Source organism: Aeromonas sp. 602658, from assembly GCF_049173005.1.
In the GTDB taxonomy this organism is placed as follows: Bacteria; Pseudomonadota; Gammaproteobacteria; order Enterobacterales; family Aeromonadaceae; genus Aeromonas; species Aeromonas veronii_A.
In genome coordinates this window covers 17,731-31,977 of the sequence record NZ_JAAKRF010000018.1, presented here as the reverse complement: position 1 = coordinate 31,977, position 14,247 = coordinate 17,731, and the positions used below count along the sequence as shown (strand labels likewise).

Below are 14,247 nucleotides of genomic sequence, written 5' to 3'. Positions count from 1 at the left end.
TGCTCCTTGTTGACCTGTTTCAGGTATACCGCGAATTGCGGCAGGATGCACAGGGGACGGCGCAATAATGGGGCCCATTCACTCTTGGTTCATCAGTCTGGCGCCAGCATGGGCCGAACAATAGCGAGGTGCCACGATGAAACAGATGCTGGAACAGTTGTTGGGGGCTGGCAAAGGCTGGCTCAACGAAGGCGGAGACAAGCGCAAGGGGCAGATGCAGGGGGCGCTGGCCGGTGGTGCGCTCGGTCTGTTGCTGGGCAATAAAAAAGTGCGCAAATATGGCGGCAAGGCCGCTGCCGTGGGGGGCGCTGCGGCCCTTGGCGGGCTGGCCTACAAGCTCTATCAGGATTGGCAGGCCCAGCAGGCGGCACCGGCCCAGCCCACCCATCCCATCAGTGGGCTGGAAGGCAATGCGCTGGATGCCCGTGCGGCCCTCTTGGTGCGCGCCATGGTGGCTGCGGCCCGGGCCGATGGCCATATCGACGGTGCCGAGCGCCAGAAAATTCAGGAGTATCTGATCGAACAGGGCCAGAGCGATGTCGCCCGCTGGATTGACGCCGAGCTGGCCCGCCCCCTCGATCCCCACGCGCTGGCGCGGGAAGTGACCGACATGGAGCTGGCCACCGAGGTCTATCTCGCCTCCCTGCTCGCCATCGAAGTGGATCACTTTATGGAGCGCGGTTATCTCGATGAGCTGGCTCGGGCCCTCAAGCTCGATGACAACCTCAAGGGCAGCATCGAGCGTCAGGTGGCTCAGCTTAACGCCCCCGCCTGATAGCCCTCATCGCCATGGATTGCCGATAACGCCCCGCTCAAGGGGCGTTGTTGTTTCTGCTGCCCGCCAAAAGATACGGATGAGCCTATTTGGATTGCGGGGCACAGCCCCTAAGATGGCGCAAAGAGATCACTTTTTTGCAAGGAGCAACCGTTGGAGATACGCAAGGCAAGCGAACTGGATATCGATGCCATTGTCGAGCTGAACCGGTAGATAGGAGAGATCCACCATCAGCACTATCCCGAAGTGTTCAGCCCCCCTTCGCCAGAGGAGCGGGCATTTTTGCTCGATGCCATTGCCGCCGAAGGGCGTCTGTTCTGCGTTGCCGAGCAGGATGGCAGGGTGGTGGGCTTTTTGACGGCGCGGATAGACATCAATGAGAGCGTGCCTTTTCTCACCCGTGCGCCGATCTGCCGCATTGGCTCGGTTGTGGTGGATGAGCAGCACCGCTCCCGCGGGATTGGCAAGGCGCTGATCGCCCATTGCGATGAGTGGGCCAAGGCCCGTGATGCTCAGCAAATCCGGCTGGAGGTGATGGCCTTCAACGAGCGCGCCCAAGCCCTCTACGAGGCGCTGGGCTTCAAGGTGCAGTCGCAGATCATGGCCAGATGATCCGTTTTTGATGGCGAGCCAAGGCGCGTCACTCCCCAACTACACAGGCCCGTTACGGGCCTTTGTTCGTTTCGTCAGCGGCTCTTTGCCTCGTTACTTTTCATCGAGCTGCGCGGCAATCAGCGCAGCCAGCCGGGTGAGGGCCTGCTCCAGCTGCTCGTTCCAGGGATGGGAGCTGTTGAGGCGCAGGCAGTGGTTGTGTTGCCCCTGACTGGAGAAGAGGGCGCCGGGGGCGATGGAGAAGCCGCAGTCGAGCGCCATGGCGTGGAGGGCACGGCTGTCGAGGCGGGGCGCAAACTCCAGCCAGAGAAAGTAACCGCCATCGGGGGCGGAGATCCGCACCTCGCTTGGCAACAGTCGCTGCAGCGCGGCCCGCATCTGCTGCTGGCGCTGGGCCAGAGTGTGGCGCAGGCGGCGAAAGTGGGCATCCACCCCGCCCTGGCGCAGCATCTCGGCCAGCGCCAGCTGGCTCGGCACATTGGTGGAGAGGGTGGACATCAGTTGCAGCCGCTGGATCCGCTCGGCATGGGGCCCCGCCACCACCCAGCCGACCCGAAAGCCCGGCGCCAGACACTTGGAAAAGGAGCTGCAGAGCAGGCTGTCACCGTGCTGATCCCAGTGCTTGATGGGCTTGGGGCGCTCGCGGCCGAAGTAGACCTCCGCATAAACGTCATCCTCCACCAGCGGCACCTTGTGGGCGTTGAGCAGTGCCATCAGCCCCTCTTTGTGCGCATCCGGCATGGTGTGGCCCAGCGGGTGTTGCACATTGCCCATCAGCCAGCACGCCTTGACCGGAATGCGGGTGAGGGCGTCGGCCAGCAGGTCGAGATCGATGCCCACCCCCGGGATCACCGGGATCTCCACCGCCTTGAGCTTCAACCGCTCGATGGCCTGCAGGGCACCATAGAAGGTGGGGGACTCCACCACCACCCAGTCACCGGGCTCGGTCAGCACCTGCAGGCTGAGGGAGAGCGCCTCCATGGCGCCGGTGGTGATGATGATCTCCTGCGGATTGACCGCCACCCCGTCGCTGGCGTAGCGCTGGGCGATGGCGCGGCGCAGCGCCTCGTTGCCGGGGGGCAGGTCGGCCACCGTGCTGAAGGGATCGAGCTTGCGCATGCAGCTGGCCAGGGCACGCCCGAGCTGGGGATGGGGGAACAGAGTCGGGTCTGCTACCGACATGCCAAGGGGCACCAGATCCCGCGATTTGCTCGCCTGCAACACCTCGAACACCAGATCGTTGATATCCACCGAGCCGCTGTAGTGGGTCTGGCTCGGCGTGTGCTGCACGACCTGTGGTGAGGCGGCTTTGACGTAGTAACCAGACTGGGGGCGGGCGAGGATCCGCCCCTGACTTTCGAGCAGTTGATAGGCCTGCAACACCGTCATGGGGCTGAGCCCGTGGGTCTTGCAGCTCTGGCGAATGGAGGGGATGCGCTCCCCCGGTTGCCAGATACCATCGTCGATCTGGCTTTGCAGGCGGTCGGCCAACTGCTGGTAAAGGGACATGATCTGGATCAACTGTTATAGGTGTAATTCAATATAACTGCATCTGTTATAGGTGTCATGCTCCGTGATGTACTTGTCACGCACGAAACGTGCAAGGCAAATACAACAAAAGAGAGTGACGCATGATCAATCCGGATGACGTGGTCAGCCTGTCTCGCCTGCAATTTGGCGCCACGGCCCTGTTCCACTTCCTGTTTGTGCCCCTCACGCTGGGGCTGTCCTGGATCCTGGTGATCGCCGAGTCGGCTTATGTGATGACCGGCAAGGTGATCTATCAGGACATCACCCGCTTCTGGGGCAAACTGTTTGGCATCAACTTCGTCATGGGGGTCACCACGGGGATCACCATGGAGTTTCAGTTCGGCACCAACTGGGCTTACTACTCCCACTATGTGGGGGACATCTTCGGTACCCCGCTGGCCATCGAGGGGCTGATGGCCTTCTTTCTCGAATCGACCCTGGTGGGGCTCTTCTTCTTCGGTTGGGACAAGCTCTCCCGCGGCAAGCACCTGCTGGTGACCATGCTGGTGGCGCTCGGCTCCAATCTCTCGGCGCTCTGGATCCTGATCGGCAACGGCTGGATGCAAAACCCGGTGGGGGCCGAGTTCAACCTGTTGACCCAGCGCATGGAGCTGGTGGATATCGCCGCCGTGCTGTTTAACCCGGTGGCGCAGGTGAAGTTCGTTCACACCGTTGCGGCGGGCTATGTGGCCGCCTCCATGTTCGTGATGGGGGTGAGCAGCTGGTATCTGCTGCGCAAGACCGAGGTGCAGTTTGCCCTGCGCTCCTTCGCCATCGCCTCCGGCTTCGGGCTGGCGGCCATCCTCTCGGTCATTGTGCTCGGGGATGAGTCGGGCTATCGCACCGGCGAGGTGCAGAAGGTCAAGCTCGCCGCCATCGAGGCGGAGTGGGAGACCGAGCCAGCGCCAGCTTCCTTTACCCTGTTCGGCTTCCCGGATCAGACTGCCGAGACCACCCACGCAGCCATCAAGATCCCGTATCTGATGGGGATCATCGCCACCCGCTCCATCGACGAGGCGGTGACCGGCCTCAAGGATATCAAGGTGCAGAACGAGGCGCGCATTCGCAGCGGCATGGTGGCGGCCGAGGCCCTCGACCAGATTCGGCAGGGCGCTGATACACCGGCCAACCGCGCCCGCTTCGAGCAGCACGGCAAGGATCTCGGCTACGGCATGCTGCTGACCCCCTATGCCAGCAATATTGCCAAGGCCGGTGAGGCGGAGATTGCCAAAGCGGTCGATGACTCCATCCCGCCAGTGGCACCGCTCTTCTGGGGCTTTCGGGTGATGGTGGGGCTTGGTGTCACCATGCTGGGGCTGATGGTAGTGAGCTTTGTCCAGCTCTGCCGCAACCGGCTGCAAGACTCGCCACGGCTGCTCAAGACCCTGCTCTGGAGCATTCCGTTGCCCTGGATTGCCATCGAGGCGGGCTGGCTGGTGGCCGAACTCGGCCGTCAACCCTGGACCATCAGCGATGTGCTGCCGGTCTCGGCCTCGGTCTCTTTGCTTCAGCCGGGCCAACTCTGGTTCAGCCTCATCGCCATCTGTTCCATCTACACCCTGTTGCTAGTGGTGGAGCTGTTCCTGTTGCGCCATGTGATCCGCAAGGGGCCCGCCATTCTCCATACCGGCCGCTACAGCGGTGAACAACCCGAACTTGCGAGGATCGCCTGATGGATTACGCAACCCTGAAACTCATCTGGTGGGCGCTGGTGCTCTTCATGATGGTCGGTTTTATCGTGATGGATGGCTTCGATCTCGGCATCGCCATGCTGCTGCCGGTGGTGTCGAAAGATGACGACGACCGCCGTCTGGTGATCAACAGCGTGGGGCCGGTGTGGGAGGGTAATCAGGTGTGGCTGATTGCCGGTGCCGGTGCCCTGTTCGCCGCCTGGCCGCTGGTTTATGCCGCCGCCTTCTCGGGGCTCTACATCCCCATGGTGGTGCTGCTGCTTGGGCTCTTTCTGCGTCCGGTCGGCTTTGACTATCGCAGCAAGCTGGCCGATCCGGTGTGGCGCCGCTGGTGGGATCGGGCGCTGGTGGCCGGCGGCCTGATACCGGCGCTCATCCTCGGTGCGGCTATCGGTCTGGTGATGGAGGGGCTGCCGTTTCGCTTTGACACGGCGCTGCGTCTGCACTATGGCGCGTTCGACTTCCACTGGGGCTGGCTGCTCTCGGTGCTGGCCACTGCCATCAGCCTGTTGCTGCTGCACGGCGCCGGTTTTCTACAAGCCAAGGTGACCGGCACCCCTGCGCTACGCGCACGGGGGATCGCCATCCTGCTGGCCCCGCTGGTGAGCCTCTGCTATCTGCTGGCCGGCTGGCATCTGGTGGATCTGCAAGGGTTTCAGCTGACCGGTGTCGGCACACAACCCTTTGACCCGAATGCCGCCATCAGCCCGCTGATGAAGGGGGTGATCCCCCACGCCGGAGGCTGGCTGCGCAACTACTTTGACTATCCGCTGCTGTGGCTGGTGCCGATCATCGGGACGCTGGCGCCGCTGGTGAGCGGGATTGCCTCCTGGCTGGAGCGGGGCCGAATTGCGCTGCTGGCCAGCGCCATTGCCTGCGCCGCCATGCTCTGCTCGGTGGCCATCGCCCTGTTCCCCTTCGTGCTGCCCTCATCCCTCGATGCGGTCAGCAGCCTGACCCTGTGGGACAGCACCTCCAGCTACAAGACCCTGGCCATCATGTTCGGCCTCGTGCTGGTGCTGATGCCGGTCAACCTGGGCTACACCGGCTGGGTCTATCGGGTGGTGCGCGGCAAGCTCGACCGTGCCCGCATCAAGCGCGACAGCCATCAACTCTACTGACCTCAAGGGATCTGCTATGTGGTACTTCACCTGGATTTTGGGCCTCGGATTCGCCCTGCTGCTGGGCCTGTGCAACCTGCTCTGGCTGGAAGCGCGCTGGCAGGCGGACGAACGGGACGGTAACTGACGGCGGGGCTCGCGCCCCGCCACGGCCGGTGGTTGGCGTTCACACGTCGCCATCGGCCCCTCTCTCCCCCTCTTTAAACGACACAAACGACACACTTTCAACCGACAACCAACCGACAGGTAATTGTGATGAAACAGAGATTGAAAGCGGTGGCGCTGGCCATCGGGTGCGCGCTCACCGTCGCCCCGGCCTGTGCCGAACCGGTACAACTGACACCACTGGATAAAACCTTCACCCTGCAGGTGCTCGGCAGTGGCGGCCCCATCTCCGACGACCTGCGTGCCTCCTCCTGCGAGGTGATCTGGTGGAAGGGGAAATCCCGCATCCTGATCGATGCCGGTGGCGGCGTCTACCTGCGCTTCGGCCAGGCGGGGGCCAAGCTCGAAGAGGTCGATTTTATCGGCATCACCCACTTTCACACCGATCATGTGACCGACCTGCCCGCCCTGCTCAAGGGGGCCTACTTCTTCGAGCGCAGCGATCCGCTGGATCTGGCGGGGCCAGAGGCCGGCTCGGCCTTCCCCAGCATGAGCGGCTACTTTGATGCCCTCTTCAACAAGGACAAGGGCGCTTATGCCTACCTGAGCGGCTTCAAGGATGGCACCGATGGCCTCTTCCCCATCACCTTGCACGATGTGCCCTACCAGAGCCCGCAGCCCCACACCGTCTATCAGCAGGATGGGCTGACCATCACCGCCCTCGGCATCCCTCACGGTGACGTGCCCTGTCTGGCCTATCGCATCGAGAGCGCCGAGGGAACCATCGTTATCTCTGCAGATCAGAACGGCAGCAACCCGGCCTTTGTGCCGTTTGCCAAGGGGGCCGACATTCTGGTAATGCCGCTCGCCATCCACGAAGGGGCCGACCCTGTCTCCGCCTCGCTTCACGCCAAGCCGTCGGTGGTGGCCAAGATTGCCGCCGAGGTGAACCCCAAGCTGCTGGTGCTCAACCACTGGATGGGGGTCGGCCTCAATCACAAGAAAGAGGCGATGGCCATCGTCAAACAGCAGTTCCACGGCCAGATCGTGGCCGCCCGCGATCTCTCCAGCTACCCCGTTTCATCCGTCAAGGAGTCCGCCCATGAGTAACTCAAGCAGCAACAAAACCACCGGCAAACTGACCCTCTCCATCGCCATGACCAGCCTGATTGCCCTCACTCCGGGGCTGGCGCTGGCGGCCACCCCGAGCGATGCGCCGGTCAAGGCCGCCCCCAGCGAACAGCACGGCGGCAAGTGTGCGGCGGGCAAGTGCGGCACCGAGAAGCGCTTCGAGAAGCAGGCCCTCGACAGTGATCCGCAGGGGCGGCTGGTGCGCGCTCGCGATGGCAAGTGTGGCGTGGTGGGAGAGGGGATTGATGGCAATACATCCAGCCAGGGCAGCAAGATGACGGAGGGGGTATGCGGCCAATAAGCTCCCGCAGTCGGGGGATCGGGCTGCGTCAGGAGCATCTGGATGCGCTCTGCTCCGGCCCCGTCCGCCCCGGCATCGACTTTCTCGAGCTGGCGCCGGAGAACTGGATGGCCATCGGCGGCGCCAGGCGCGAGCAGTTGCACCGGATCGCCGAGCGGTACCCGCTGGTGGCCCACGGCCTCAGCCTCTCCCTCGGCGATTGCCAGCCCCTCAATCGCACCCTGCTCAGCCAGATCCGCACCTTTCTGGACGAGTTCGGCATCGAGATCTACAGCGAGCACCTGAGCTTTTCCCGCGACCAGCAGGGTTATCTCTACGAACTGCTACCGGTGCCGCGCCAGTGGGAGAACATCCCCTATCTGGCCGAGCGGATCGCGCAGGTGCAGGAGGCGCTGGCCCGCCCGCTGGTGCTGGAAAATATCTCCTACTACCACGGCTATGACCACGAGATGCCGGAGGAGGATTTTCTCGCCGAGCTGGTGGCGCGCAGCGGCTGCGAGCTGTTGCTCGATATCAACAACGTCTTTGTGAACAGCCGCAACCACGGTTACTGCCCCAAGCGGATGATTGCCGGGCTGCCGAGCAGTGCGATCAGCTATTTTCATATCGCCGGTCATCTGGAAGAGGCGGATGGCACCTTGCTGGATACCCATGGCAAACCGGTGTGCGAGGCGGTGGTAGCGCTGGCCCGTTATACGGTGCAGACCCACGGCCTGCGCCCCCTGCTGCTGGAGCGGGATCACCATCTGCCACCGCTGGCAGAGCTGGAGGCCGAGCTGGCGCGGGTGCACGGCGCCTGTTGCGAGGCGATCGACAGTCAGGTGCGGGAGGTGCGTTATGGGTAGACGGTTATCTCTGATCACTGCGCCCAAAACGGCGCCGCAGCGGATGCAGCTGCAGACCGCCTGGCTGGCGAGCCGGGTGCGGCTGCCGCAGGATGGCATCGCCAGCCACTATGCCCGCAGCGTGCGTGCCAATGTGGAGTCGGTGCTGGAGAGTGCCTTTGTGCTCACCCACGCTCATTGGGCGCCGGTGGACAGGTGGCTGCTGGTGGAGGGCTTTGTTATCCAGCACGGCGCCGAGACCCCCGAGTTTCACCATATCGCCACCGAGTTTGTCCGCTATGTGCAGCATCGCCACAGTGAGGGCTCTCTCAACTGGCCCAAGCAGCGGCTGGCGCTGCTGGAGTACGAGTGGGCCTGCCTCTGTGTCGAGATTGATGAAGGGGTGGTGCCGCAAGTTATATCGGGGGTTGAGGTGACGGCGGAGAGTCCGCTTGTGCTCAATCCCACCCTGCAACTGCTTGAGCTCCCCTTTGCCATTCGTCGCAGCGGCGTGGTGCCGACCCGGCAGGGCAACCACTTCTATGGCCTGTTTCGCAGCCCGGAGCATCAGGTGGTGACCCAGCGGTTGCGCGAATGGGACGTGGCGCTGATCCAGTTGCTGCAACAGCAACCGGGGATCACCCAAGCCGCGTTCCTGCAACAGGTACAACAGGTTCGCAGCGACTTTGATCTGAGCGAGTGGGCACGCCATTTTCACCGGCTGGGTCTGCTGACCTTGCCCGTCGGTGAGCGCCAGACTGGCACTCCCTTGCCCTCATTTAGCAAACACCAAGGAGAATTCCCATGAACAACACCCTGATCCAGTGGTACGAGCGGGCGGTAGCCCAGTGCAAGCGGCTCGATTTTCTGGCCCTGCTGGCCATTCGCCTCTATCTCATTCCGGTCATCTATGTGGGGGCCCACTCCAAGGTGATGGGGTTTGCCGGCACGGTCGCCTGGTTTGGTGCCCCGGTCTCGGAAGGAGGGCTCAACCTGCCGTTCCCGACCCTGCTCGCCTTTCTGGCGGCGGGCACCGAGGTGCTGGGTTGCATCTGCATCGCCCTTGGCCTCTTTACCCGCATCATGGCCATTCCCACCATCTTTCTGATGAGCGTGGCGAGTGCCATGGTGCACTGGAAGCACGGCTGGGATGCCATCGCCACCGGCAGCATGGAGGCCACCTTGCGCCTCAACGGCTTTATCGAGTGGCTGGCGGCGAACTTCCCCGGTCGTTACAACTACATCACGGAGCTCGGGGATCCCGTGATGCTCAACAACGGGATGGAGTTTGCCGCCACCTACTTCGTGATGCTGCTGGTGCTGCTGGTTTACGGCGGGGGCCGCTACGTCAGCCTCGACTACTGGCTCAAACGTGCCGTGACCGGCAAAGCAGGCGTGCAACAGGCGGCATAAGGCTTGCCCACGGATAACAAAAACCATAACGACAGAGCGTGAAAAACAGCGAGCGGCCGAGGGCCGCTCGCTGTTTTTGTGCTGTGTGGGGAGAGTGTCAGCTGCGTCAGCCGCTACTGGTAGCGGCCGACTGCGATGGGGGACTCCTGCTCAATCTGGCCAAGGCGCTCGGCCCACTGAGCGAGCCAGGCTTCCCGCTCTTCTTGCGAGACCCGCACCGGTGCATAACAGATATGGGGGCGCAGCACATCGAAGCCGACAAATTGCAGGATCCCGCGCTGGATGGGGCGCAGCACCCCGTCGATATCGCCGTTGAAGCCGTCGGGCAGATAGGTCTCGGTAGGGCCGCCGGTGGTGAGGCTCAGCAACGCCCGCTTGCCGCGAAACTTGCCGCTCTCGTAGATATGACCCTGACCGTAGACCCGCCCCATGGCAAAGACTCTATCCACCCACCCCTTGAGGATGGCGGGCAGACCAAACCACCAGAGCGGGAACTGGAAGATCAGCAGATCGGCCGCCTCCAGCTTTTGCATCTCCTGCTCCAGCAGCGGGGCGAAGCTGCCCTGCTCGGTGGCAGCCAGCTCTTCAAGCTGCAGCTTGAGAAAATCGGGATCGCTGGCGGCGGTGAAGTTGCGCCGATCCGAGACGGGATCAAAGCCCATGGCATAGAGATCGCTGGTCATCACCGTGTGGCCCGCCTGCTCCAGCGCCCTGATGGCGTGGCAGAAGAGGGCAGCGTTGAAACTTTTGGGTTCGGGATGGGCATAGACGATAAGCACCTTCATAACAGACTCCGTGGCAAATGATGCGAGGGTGACAGGCTTGGTTACTGAAAAAGTGACTGAAACAGTTGCTGAAATAGTTGCCGGGTTGACGCTGTGTCACAGCATAGAAGCCTGCCGCACCGATTGCAGCAGGCGCCACGCCCTTGCGTGACGCCTGCTGGCGCAGCTTATGCCTGACAGGCGGCGAGCCGGACGGCTTCGCGGCGCTCGCTGACATGGGTCAGTCCGTAGGCCAGCAGTACGATAAGGGCGCCGATCCAGGGGGTGTGCATCAGGCCGAGGTGCTCCACCACCAGGCCACCGACGACGGAGCCCAGCGCGATGCCAACGTTGAAGGCGGCGATATTGAGGCCGGAGGCCACATCCACCGCCTTGGGGGTGTGCAGCTCGGCCTGTTTGACCACCAGCACCTGCAGACCCGGCACGTTGCCGAAGGCAAAGGCGCCCCACACCAGCACGGTCAGCACGGCCAGCACCGGATGGGGGGAGGTGAAGGTGAGGGCCAGCAGCACCAGCGCCAGACCGGCAAACAGCAGCTTGAGCGCCGGCAGGGGACCCATCTTGTCGGCCAGCTTGCCACCCCAGATATTGCCGATGGCGACCGATACCCCGTACACCAGCAGGATCAGGCTCACCGCACCGGCGCTAAAGCCGCTCACCTGCTGCAGGATGGGGGCGAGGAAGGTGAAAGCGGTGAAGGCGCCGCCATAACCGAGGGCGGTCTTGGCGTAGACCAGCAGCAGCGGCTTCTTGGTCAGTACCGAGAGTTGCTCGCGGATGGTCGAGGCTGCTCCCTTGGGCAGGTTGCCCGGGATCAGCAGCAGGCTACCCACCATGGCGATGAGGCCCAGCAGGCTTACCACCAGAAAGGTTTCACGCCAGCCAAAGACCTGACCAATCCAGGTGCCGAGCGGTACGCCTGTCACCAGCGCCACGGTAAGGCCGCTGAACATGATGGCGATGGCGCTCGCTGCCTTCTCTTTGGCCACAAGACCCGTGGCGATGGTGCTGCCTACCGAAAAGAAGACCCCGTGCGCCAATCCGGTCAGGATGCGGGCCACAATCAGGCTCTCGTAACCGGGGGCCTGCCAGGCCAGCAGGTTGCCGGCGGTAAAGAGCGCCATCAGCCCTACCAGCAGCCACTTGCGCGGCACCTTGCCGGTCAGCGCTGTGAGCACGGGGGCGCCGATGGCTACGCCAAGGGCATAGAGGCTGACCAGAAGGCCCGCCGAGGGAAGCGAGACATTGAGCTGCTCGGCAATGGTGGGGATAAGCCCCACGATCACAAATTCGGTGGTGCCTATCGCAAAGGCACTCAGGGTAAGGGCAAATAACGCCAGTGGCATAACAACTCCTTGGTTAGGGACTCCCGACGGGAGAATGGCGCCAGTATGCCGATGGGTTTTGTTGGCAAAAATGACGGTGACATCAAATTACTTTTGCCAAATCAGCAGCAATGGCGATGAGTAGGAGGGGAATGGGAGAGACAAGAGTGGCCGCAAAGAGGGGGGAAGAGAGATGAGATCGAAGTGACTGGAAAGCAGAGACAAAGCGTGTTGAGCGAGTAGGGTATAAAGAGGAAACGGGGGCGGGGGTAATGGAAGGAGACAGGGTTGGCTGAACCTGCTGTGCGTGGGGGAATGAGCAACGAGTGAGATGAAAGGGCAAAAAAAGCGGGAGGCATGATACCTCCCGATTTTGCTGAAAAATGTCGTTGAGCGTTATTTGCACCCTTCTCCCGTCGGGAGAGGGGATAGTTCGCAGTTGCAATAGGCTCGTGAGAGTTGCCGGTATCCGCCGTCGAAGCAAGAGAGCCCATGTCTCCCTTCCCGTTTAATCCCAATCTGGTGCAAAGTCCGGGTTGGCGCAGCGCTCACCCCGATCCAGCGTGGCGATGGCGGCCATCTCCTCGCTGCTCAAGGCGATATCGAGAGCGGCCAGATTGGCAGCCTGATTCTCCCGCTTGGTGGAGCTCGGGATCACTGTCATGTCCTGCGCCAGCAGCCAGGCCAGCGACACCTGTGCAGCCGATACCCCGTGGCGTTTGCCAATCTCCATCAGCAGCGGCTCGCTCAGCACCTTGCCATAGGCGAGCGGCATATAGGCGGTGACGGCGATACCGTTAGCTTTGCAGAACTCGACCACCTTGCGGTTTTGCAGCAGGGGATGAACCTCGATCTGCTGGTGGGCGATGGCCCCAGGCCCCAAAATCTCGATAGCCTGTTTGAGCTGGGCCACGGTGAAGTTGGAGACCCCGATCTCCCGGGTCAGGCCCCGGGCCTTGGCCTCGGTCAACTGCTCCAGATAGACTGCCATCGGCACCTCATCCTTGGGGGAGGGCCAGTGGATCAGCGCCAGATCCAGATAGTCAGTGCCCAGTTTTTCCAGGCTTACCTCCAGGCTCGGGAGCACCTTGCCCGGGCCAAACTCGCTGGTCCACACCTTGGTGGTCAGGTAGATCTCGTGGCGGGCAACAGTGCTGCGGGTCAGCACGGCGCCGACTTCGGCTTCGTTGTCATAGATCTGGGCGGTATCGATATGGCGATAGCCCAGCTCCAGACCGTTGGTCAGGGTGGCAAGCAGCGGCTCGCCCTTCAGGCGGAAGGTGCCCAGACCCATGGGTGGCATATTGATCATCTTATTCCTCAATGGGGTGGTGGTTGGCCCTTGATGGGCTGAACAGAAACAGGCTCTAGGGCCAGTCAGGCGCCCAGTGGCTGATAGCGGCGAATGGTGCTGCTGGCAAACCAGGGCTCGGCCTTGGCGACAAATTCGGTAAAGTGGGGTTGGCCCTGATGGGCGGTGAGGGCCGCTTCGCTCTCCCACACTTCGTAGAGCATCCAGCTGTGGGGATTGTCCAAGTCTTGGTGCAACTGATAGCGCTGGCAGCCCGCCTCTTGCAGCGTGGCCGCAATCAGCGGCTCAAGGGCGGCGCGAAACTGGGCGGCGAATTCGGGTTTGGCTTCAAGCTGGGCAATCACAATCACGGGTGATGACATCTGAACCTCCTTGGCAAAAACGAAGGGTCAGTATGCTTGTCGTGACTTGCTGGAAACAGGGCGCTGGTCGCAAAACAGTATTGAGGGGAGAGCAGCAATGGGATCCGATAAATGACACCGACAAAGTCGGTGTCAAGTGATAGTTAGAGCTGTATAGACTTGCGTAGTTATTATGGAATCGCCAAGATACAGCACTTTTTTTCAGTTGTTTAGCTTGATATCTGATGCTGTCTCTCAAAAACAGAAGCATGGTGCTGATCTATCTTTTCATTGACATAGTTGTCGGTGGCCTTCACCAAGTCTTTTATAAATCTGATTACTTTTTCAAGTTCGTCACGTTTAATCAAATGAGCTGATGGAATTCCTGAGTTTATAGGTTTTGATCGATGGGCTGCATCCCCACGCTTCTTAATCCATTGATTCAATGTTGATCTGGCTTTATCTGGCTCGTAATTTGACCACCGCCACCCTTCAGTGACATCAAACCCTAAATAGTCTTGAAAAATTCGTTTTGTTTTATCGGAGCTAGGGTTGTGGAATGTTTTCAAATCTGCATGAAGTTTTTTTAATATAAAATCACCAAGATAGCTACCTTGAACAATCGCAAGCTTTTTATGCATTTCTTCGACAACACGATCTTCTACATAGGTTTCCCATGCAGTGAGTGCCATTACAAGTCCTGCTCGTTTTAGTACTTCGCTGTTTGGTGGAGGTGGGTTTGCATTTACACTATCAAAATGGGCTAATAACTCTTCAGCATCCTTTATTGCGTATTCAAATCCTTGAATTGCTTTTGACATAATCCCTTCCAGATAAAACGGTATTTAAATATTGTATGGTTGGTATTCAATGTATGGATATGAAAAACATATATACAAGAGCAGCATCATGCTAATAACAAACATTAGCATTGAATGTCGATGATACTTCATTGTTTCCAAAGAATTGCATCGGCAAGAT

16 protein-coding genes are annotated in these 14,247 nt (G+C 61.0%); 10 read left to right on the top strand and 6 right to left on the bottom strand.

Translation table 11 applies throughout. The features are described 5' to 3' along the window. Positions 1-136: 136 nt before the first annotated feature. Both G5253_RS13480 and G5253_RS13475 read left to right on the top strand, forming a co-directional pair. The gene (locus tag G5253_RS13480) at positions 137-775 is read left to right on the top strand and encodes a tellurite resistance TerB family protein (protein ID WP_266135078.1); all 639 of its coding nucleotides are present in this window, start codon (positions 137-139) and stop codon (positions 773-775) included. A 213-nt stretch (positions 776-988) separates the two neighbouring features. After that, on the top strand, positions 989-1,387 hold the full coding sequence (locus G5253_RS13475) for a GNAT family N-acetyltransferase (RefSeq protein WP_266135124.1): 399 nt from the start codon (positions 989-991) through the stop codon (positions 1,385-1,387). A 93-nt stretch (positions 1,388-1,480) separates the two neighbouring features. Here the strand turns inward: G5253_RS13475 and G5253_RS13470 are convergent, their stop codons facing one another. Then, complete coding sequence (locus G5253_RS13470; RefSeq protein WP_266135077.1) at positions 1,481-2,896, bottom strand: PLP-dependent aminotransferase family protein; 1,416 nt, start codon at positions 2,894-2,896, stop codon at positions 1,481-1,483. Positions 2,897-3,018: 122 nt separating this feature from the next. On the opposite strand from G5253_RS13470, the gene G5253_RS13465 reads away from it, so the two are divergent. The 8 genes from G5253_RS13465 (at position 3,019) to G5253_RS13430 (ending at position 9,503) form a co-directional block, all read left to right on the top strand. Continuing rightward, positions 3,019-4,590, top strand: a complete 1,572-nt coding sequence (locus G5253_RS13465; RefSeq protein WP_201990334.1) for a cytochrome ubiquinol oxidase subunit I — start codon at positions 3,019-3,021, stop codon at positions 4,588-4,590. After that, positions 4,590-5,729 (top strand): cytochrome d ubiquinol oxidase subunit II, encoded by a 1,140-nt coding sequence (cydB, locus tag G5253_RS13460; RefSeq protein ID WP_106843987.1) that lies wholly within the window; start codon positions 4,590-4,592, stop codon positions 5,727-5,729. The genes G5253_RS13465 and cydB overlap by 1 nt, the downstream gene beginning before the upstream one ends. A gap of 16 nt (positions 5,730-5,745) precedes the next feature. Beyond that, positions 5,746-5,856: a cytochrome bd-I oxidase subunit CydX gene (cydX, locus tag G5253_RS13455; RefSeq protein ID WP_005337572.1), complete on the top strand. Its 111-nt coding sequence runs from the start codon at positions 5,746-5,748 to the stop codon at positions 5,854-5,856. Positions 5,857-5,984: 128 nt separating this feature from the next. Beyond that, on the top strand, positions 5,985-6,944 hold the full coding sequence (locus G5253_RS13450; RefSeq protein ID WP_421203509.1) for an MBL fold metallo-hydrolase: 960 nt from the start codon (positions 5,985-5,987) through the stop codon (positions 6,942-6,944). After that, positions 6,937-7,266 carry a hypothetical protein gene (locus G5253_RS13445; protein WP_201995464.1) on the top strand — a complete coding sequence of 110 codons (330 nt, stop codon included), beginning with the start codon at positions 6,937-6,939 and terminating at the stop codon, positions 7,264-7,266. The genes G5253_RS13450 and G5253_RS13445 overlap by 8 nt, the downstream gene beginning before the upstream one ends. Next, the gene (locus tag G5253_RS13440) at positions 7,254-8,111 is read left to right on the top strand and encodes a DUF692 domain-containing protein (protein ID WP_201995465.1); all 858 of its coding nucleotides are present in this window, start codon (positions 7,254-7,256) and stop codon (positions 8,109-8,111) included. The genes G5253_RS13445 and G5253_RS13440 overlap by 13 nt, the downstream gene beginning before the upstream one ends. Beyond that, entirely contained in the window at positions 8,104-8,898 is a 795-nt protein-coding gene (locus G5253_RS13435; protein WP_266135076.1) for a putative DNA-binding domain-containing protein, read from the top strand. The genes G5253_RS13440 and G5253_RS13435 overlap by 8 nt, the downstream gene beginning before the upstream one ends. After that, positions 8,895-9,503 carry a DoxX family protein gene (locus G5253_RS13430; RefSeq protein WP_064338242.1) on the top strand — a complete coding sequence of 203 codons (609 nt, stop codon included), beginning with the start codon at positions 8,895-8,897 and terminating at the stop codon, positions 9,501-9,503. Before G5253_RS13435 ends, G5253_RS13430 begins: the two co-directional genes overlap by 4 nt. A 113-nt stretch (positions 9,504-9,616) precedes the next feature. Here G5253_RS13430 and G5253_RS13425 read toward each other — a convergent pair whose 3' ends face one another. The 5 genes from G5253_RS13425 to G5253_RS13405 all read right to left on the bottom strand — a co-directional run bounded on the left by G5253_RS13425 (position 9,617) and on the right by G5253_RS13405 (position 14,087). Then, entirely contained in the window at positions 9,617-10,288 is a 672-nt protein-coding gene (locus tag G5253_RS13425; RefSeq protein ID WP_266135075.1) for an NAD(P)H-dependent oxidoreductase, read from the bottom strand. 167 nt (positions 10,289-10,455) lie between these two features. Then, positions 10,456-11,634, bottom strand: coding sequence for an MFS transporter (locus G5253_RS13420; RefSeq protein ID WP_266135074.1), 1,179 nt, complete (start codon positions 11,632-11,634; stop codon positions 10,456-10,458). A gap of 487 nt (positions 11,635-12,121) precedes the next feature. After that, on the bottom strand, positions 12,122-12,925 hold the full coding sequence (gene dkgB, locus G5253_RS13415) for a 2,5-didehydrogluconate reductase DkgB (protein ID WP_216953294.1): 804 nt from the start codon (positions 12,923-12,925) through the stop codon (positions 12,122-12,124). Between the two features lie 65 nt (positions 12,926-12,990). After that, positions 12,991-13,287, bottom strand: coding sequence for a putative quinol monooxygenase (locus G5253_RS13410; protein WP_064336428.1), 297 nt, complete (start codon positions 13,285-13,287; stop codon positions 12,991-12,993). A gap of 209 nt (positions 13,288-13,496) precedes the next feature. Next, positions 13,497-14,087: a HEPN domain-containing protein gene (locus G5253_RS13405; RefSeq protein WP_266135073.1), complete on the bottom strand. Its 591-nt coding sequence runs from the start codon at positions 14,085-14,087 to the stop codon at positions 13,497-13,499. Positions 14,088-14,247 lie beyond the last annotated feature (160 nt).

What these genes read in the sequence shown, in the direction of transcription:
- G5253_RS13480 (WP_266135078.1), top strand. Translation starts at nt 137, where the DNA reads ATGAAACAGATGCTGGAACAGTTGTTGGGGGCTGGCAAAGGCTGGCTC.
- G5253_RS13470 (WP_266135077.1), bottom strand. Translation starts at nt 2,896, where the DNA reads ATGTCCCTTTACCAGCAGTTGGCCGACCGCCTGCAAAGCCAGATCGAC.
- G5253_RS13465 (WP_201990334.1), top strand. Translation starts at nt 3,019, where the DNA reads ATGATCAATCCGGATGACGTGGTCAGCCTGTCTCGCCTGCAATTTGGC.
- cydB (WP_106843987.1), top strand. Translation starts at nt 4,590, where the DNA reads ATGGATTACGCAACCCTGAAACTCATCTGGTGGGCGCTGGTGCTCTTC.
- cydX (WP_005337572.1), top strand. Translation starts at nt 5,746, where the DNA reads ATGTGGTACTTCACCTGGATTTTGGGCCTCGGATTCGCCCTGCTGCTG.
- G5253_RS13450 (WP_421203509.1), top strand. Translation starts at nt 5,985, where the DNA reads ATGAAACAGAGATTGAAAGCGGTGGCGCTGGCCATCGGGTGCGCGCTC.
- G5253_RS13445 (WP_201995464.1), top strand. Translation starts at nt 6,937, where the DNA reads ATGAGTAACTCAAGCAGCAACAAAACCACCGGCAAACTGACCCTCTCC.
- G5253_RS13440 (WP_201995465.1), top strand. Translation starts at nt 7,254, where the DNA reads ATGCGGCCAATAAGCTCCCGCAGTCGGGGGATCGGGCTGCGTCAGGAG.
- G5253_RS13435 (WP_266135076.1), top strand. Translation starts at nt 8,104, where the DNA reads ATGGGTAGACGGTTATCTCTGATCACTGCGCCCAAAACGGCGCCGCAG.
- G5253_RS13430 (WP_064338242.1), top strand. Translation starts at nt 8,895, where the DNA reads ATGAACAACACCCTGATCCAGTGGTACGAGCGGGCGGTAGCCCAGTGC.
- G5253_RS13425 (WP_266135075.1), bottom strand. Translation starts at nt 10,288, where the DNA reads ATGAAGGTGCTTATCGTCTATGCCCATCCCGAACCCAAAAGTTTCAAC.
- G5253_RS13420 (WP_266135074.1), bottom strand. Translation starts at nt 11,634, where the DNA reads ATGCCACTGGCGTTATTTGCCCTTACCCTGAGTGCCTTTGCGATAGGC.
- dkgB (WP_216953294.1), bottom strand. Translation starts at nt 12,925, where the DNA reads ATGATCAATATGCCACCCATGGGTCTGGGCACCTTCCGCCTGAAGGGC.
- G5253_RS13410 (WP_064336428.1), bottom strand. Translation starts at nt 13,287, where the DNA reads ATGTCATCACCCGTGATTGTGATTGCCCAGCTTGAAGCCAAACCCGAA.
- G5253_RS13405 (WP_266135073.1), bottom strand. Translation starts at nt 14,087, where the DNA reads ATGTCAAAAGCAATTCAAGGATTTGAATACGCAATAAAGGATGCTGAA.